This window comes from Terrabacter sp. P5_B1 (genome assembly GCF_056400505.1).
This window is the reverse complement of record NZ_JBFULD010000337.1, coordinates 1-4,402: the sequence shown is the minus strand read 5'-3', so window position 1 is coordinate 4,402 and position 4,402 is coordinate 1. Positions and strand designations below refer to the sequence as shown.

The following is a 4,402-nucleotide window of genomic DNA, read 5'->3' as shown; positions in this document are numbered from 1 at the left end:
GGCAGGAGGAGGTCTTCGGGCCGGTCGTCGCGGTCATGCCGTTCGACGACGAGGCGGACGCGATCGCCAAGGCCAACGACACGGCATACGGCCTCTCGGGGTCCATCTGGACGCGCGACCTGGGACGCGGCCTGCGCGTCGCGCGCGGCGTCGAGGCCGGCAACCTGTCGGTCAACTCGCACAGCAGCGTCCGCTACTCCACACCCTTCGGCGGCTTCAAGCAGAGCGGCATCGGACGCGAGCTCGGGCCCGACGCGCTCGACGCGTTCACGGAGGTCAAGAACGTCTTCATCTCGACCGACTGACGGTCAGTCACCACACACTTGACACGCATTTCACTGGGATGGAAGGAAATCCACATGGCAGGCAGGCTCGACGGCAAGGTCGCGGTCATCACGGGCGGATGCTCGGGCATCGGTCTCGCGACGGTGCTGCGGTTCGCCGAGGAGGGCGCGAAGGTTGTCATCGGTGACCTCGACGAGACGAACGGCACCCGCATCGCCGACGAGGTCGGCGCCACCTTCGTGCGCGCCGACGTCGTGAGCAAGGAGGACGTCGACGCGCTGTTCCGGACGGCGAAGGAGACCTATGGCTCGGTCGACATCGCCTTCAACAACGCGGGTATCAGCCCGCCCGAGGACGACTCCATCCTCGACACCGACCTCGATGCCTGGCGCAAGGTGCAGGAGGTCAACCTCACATCGGTCTACCTGTGCTGCAAGGCAGCCCTGCCCTACATGCTCGAGCAGGGCAAGGGCTCGATCATCAACACGGCATCGTTCGTCGCCGTGATGGGCGCGGCCACGTCGCAGATCTCCTACAGCGCGAGCAAGGGCGGTGTCCTCTCGATGTCCCGCGAGCTCGGAGTGCAGTTCGCCCGTCAGGGTGTCCGCGTCAACGCGCTGTGCCCCGGGCCGGTCAACACGCCGCTGCTCCAGGAGCTCTTCGCCAAGGACGAGGAGCGTGCCGCGCGCCGGCTCGTCCACGTCCCGATGGGGCGTTTCGGGGAGCCGGAGGAGATGGCCAACGCCGTGCTCTTCCTCGCCTCCGACGAGTCGAGCTTCATGACGGCCTCGACGTTCCTCGTCGACGGTGGCATCTCGGGCGCGTACGTCACCCCGCTCTGAGGCGCGTGGGAGGCTGGAGCAGGAGGTCGTCGTCATGGGTCGTGCGGTCATCGGGATCACCGCCTACGTCGAGCGGGCGTCGTGGGRTCGCTGGGTGGATGTGCCCGGGGCCCTCGTGCCGCACCGCTACGTCCGACAGGTCGAGGAGGCGGGCGGGATCGCGATCGTCATCCCGCCACGCCCGGACTTCGATGACGGGACGGCGCTCGAGATCGTCGAGCGCCTCGACGGCGTCATCCTCGCCGGTGGGGTCGACGTGGCGCCCGAGCTCTACGCCGACGAGCGCCACGCCTCGGTGCAGGCCTCGAGGCCCGACCGGGACTCGACCGAGCTCGCCATCGCGAGGGCGACGGCCGAGACCGACCTGCCGGTCCTGGGGATCTGCCGAGGCATGCAGGTCATGGCGGTCGCGGCAGGCGGCCTGCTCGAACAGCACCTGCCCGACCGCGTCGGTCACCACGACCACTCGCCCGCTCCGGCGACGTACGGCAGCCACCCCGTGCGGACCGTCGCCGGGACGCGACTCGCCGGCATCCTCGGTGAGGAGGCCGACGTGCCGAGCTACCACCACCAGTCGGTGCTGACCCACCCCGGCTACGCGGCGTCGGCGTGGGCCGACGACGGGACGCTCGAGGCGATGGAGGACCCGGATGCCTTCTTCCGCCTCGCGGTCCAGTGGCACCCCGAGGTCGGCACCGACCCGCGCCTCTTCCGGGCCCTCGTCGAGGCGGCCGTGAGCCGACGTCGGCGACCGTCGTGACCAGCGCCTCCGGGTCCACCATCCGGACGCGGTGTTTCGCCGGGGTATCGCGAGCCCTAGCGTGAGCGTGTGATGAAGCGCCCCGTGCCCACCGGCACCCTCATTATCGAATAGCGCGACGAGCACCCCTCGTCGCGCAGACCTCCCAACCCTGGGGGGTCTTTTTGTTTCCCGAAACACCCCGACGGAGACACCGCGAAGGCCACCACCCCGGCCGCCGCGACCACGAGAAGAGACCGGGACGCCACCCACACCCGCGTCGGCCCGCCTGCACCAGGCGGTCGGCCGAACCCCCGAGATCAAGGACAATGACGGTCATGGAAGCGCTGCACGTCTACGACACCACCCTGCGCGACGGCGCCCAGCAGGAGGGACTCAACCTCTCGGTGTCGGACAAGCTCGCCATCGCCGGGCTGCTCGAGGATCTCGGGGTCGACTTCATCGAGGGTGGCTGGCCCGGCGCCAACCCGAAGGACACCGAGTTCTTCGAGCGCGCCCGGACCGAGCTCGACCTGCGCCACGCGACCCTCGCCGCCTTCGGGGCCACCCGTCGGGCGGGCGGGGTCGCGGCGCAGGACCCCCTCGTCCAGGCGCTCGTCGACTCCCGGGCGTCCGTGGTGTGCCTCGTCGCGAAGTCGCACACCGGCCACGTCGAGCGGGCGTTGCGCACCACGCTCGAGGAGAACCTCGAGATGGTCCGTGACACCGTCGGCCACCTCGTCGCCCACGGCCGCCGCGTCTTCGTCGACTGCGAGCACTTCTTCGACGGCTGGCGCCTCGACCGCGACTACGCCCTGTCCGTCGTCCGCACGGCCCACGAGGCCGGCGCCGAGGTCGTCGTGCTGTGCGACACGAACGGCGGCATGCTCCCGCACCAGGTCGAGGAGGTCGTCACCGACGTCATCGCCTCGACGGGGGCCCGGGTCGGCGCGCACTGCCACAACGACACCGGCTGCGCGGCCGCCAACTCCGTGGCCGCCGTGCGAGCCGGGGCCACCCACGTGCAGGGCACCGTCAACGGCTACGGCGAGCGCACCGGCAACGCCGACCTCATCACCGTCGCGGCCAACCTGCAGTTCAAGCTGGGCCTCGAGGCCATGGAGCCGGCCGCCTTCGCCCGGGCCATGCACATCGCGCACGCCATCAGCGAGGTCACCAACGTTCCCGCCTACAGCCGCCAGCCCTACGTCGGCGCGAGCGCCTTCGCCCACAAGGCCGGCCTGCACGCGAGCGCCCTCAAGGTCGACCCGGACCTGTACCAGCACATGGACCCGGATCTCGTCGGCAACGGCATGCGCACCCTGGTCTCCGACATGGCGGGCCGCGCGAGCATCGAGCTCAAGGCGCGCGAGGCCGGTCTCGACCTGTCCGACCGCCCCGATGTGGTCGCCGACGTGCTCGCCGAGGTCAAGGCCCTCGAGCTGCGGGGCTGGACCTTCGACGCCGCCGACGCCACCGTCGAGCTGATGCTCCGCGAGGCGCTCGAGCCCGGCTGCACCGACTACTTCGAGGTCGAGTCGTGGCGCGTCATCACCGACTCGTCGGGCGAGGGCGACGCCACCTCGGAGGCGACGGTCAAGCTGCGTGCCGACGGGGCGCGCCTCATCGCCACCGGTGAGGGCAACGGTCCGGTCAACGCCCTCGACCACGCCTTGCGTGAGGCCCTGACCCGGGCCTACCCCGAGATGGAGAAGATCGAGCTCATCGACTTCAAGGTGCGCATCCTCGACGCGTCGCACGGCACCGACGCCGTGACGCGGGTGCTCATAGAGACCTCGGACGGCGAGACGTCGTGGGACACCATCGGCGTCGCCGGCTCGATCCTCGCCGCGTCGTGGCGGGCCCTCACCGACGGCATCGTGCACGGCCTGCTCCGTCAAGGGGTCCCGAGACGCTGAACCCCTCGCCGCGCCCGCGCGAGGTCAGCCGGCGGTCAGCTCGTCGGCGTGACGGTGGGCGACGCGCCACGCGCGCTCGGGAGGAGGCGACGCGTGAGTCCGGGCAGCCAGGCGGGCGCGCTGGCCAGGAACCTCGAGACCGGGATCCCGGGTGCGCCCCGCGGGATCGCGCCCAGGAGTCCCTCGGGCAACCCCTCGAACTTCTCGCGGTTCGTCCGCTCGATGACGTCCGCATCGTCCGGCCACGAACCGATGACGAGGCCAAGCTGTCGGATCCCTCTGTGCGACAAGGCCTCTCGTGACAGCATCGTGTGGTTCAGCGTGCCGAGCGCGCTCCGGGCGACGACGACCACCCCACTGTCGGGAAGGGCAGACGCGAGGTCGGCCAGGGTCTCACCTGCATCGGTGAGCTCGACGAGCAGCCCTCCCGCGCCTTCGACGACGACGAGGTCGTGGCATGCGACCAGCGACGCGACGCGCTCCACGTGGTCCGCCAGGGTGGGCAGCCCGGCGCCCTGGAGACGCGCCGCCGGCCTCGGCGCCATGGGCGCCTCGAGACGCACCCCCTCGACCGTTGCCACACCCGTGAGCCGTTCGACCTCGGCCATGTCGCCGGG

The 4,402-nt window shown here is 70.8% G+C and carries 5 protein-coding genes; 4 read left to right on the top strand and 1 reads right to left on the bottom strand.

What is annotated here, in order from left to right; all coding sequences use genetic code 11:
• From AC1DP0_RS18615 to cimA, 4 genes are all read left to right on the top strand, one after another.
• A partial coding sequence (locus AC1DP0_RS18615; protein ID WP_478087332.1) for an aldehyde dehydrogenase family protein occupies window positions 1-305 on the top strand: 305 nt, incomplete at its 5' end.
• Between the two features lie 54 nt (window positions 306-359).
• Complete coding sequence (locus tag AC1DP0_RS18610; protein WP_478087330.1) at window positions 360-1,127, top strand: 3-oxoacyl-ACP reductase; 768 nt, start codon at window positions 360-362, stop codon at window positions 1,125-1,127.
• A 34-nt stretch (window positions 1,128-1,161) separates the two neighbouring features.
• A complete protein-coding gene (locus AC1DP0_RS18605; RefSeq protein ID WP_478087328.1) occupies window positions 1,162-1,887 on the top strand; it encodes a gamma-glutamyl-gamma-aminobutyrate hydrolase family protein in 726 nt (241 codons plus the stop codon).
• Window positions 1,888-2,204: 317 nt separating this feature from the next.
• Window positions 2,205-3,785, top strand: coding sequence for a citramalate synthase (gene cimA, locus AC1DP0_RS18600; RefSeq protein WP_478087326.1), 1,581 nt, complete (start codon window positions 2,205-2,207; stop codon window positions 3,783-3,785).
• Window positions 3,786-3,820: 35 nt separating this feature from the next.
• Here the strand turns inward: cimA and bioD are convergent.
• Window positions 3,821-4,402: ATP-dependent dethiobiotin synthetase BioD (bioD, locus tag AC1DP0_RS18595; RefSeq protein ID WP_478087324.1), on the bottom strand; the 582-nt coding region annotated here is incomplete at its 5' end.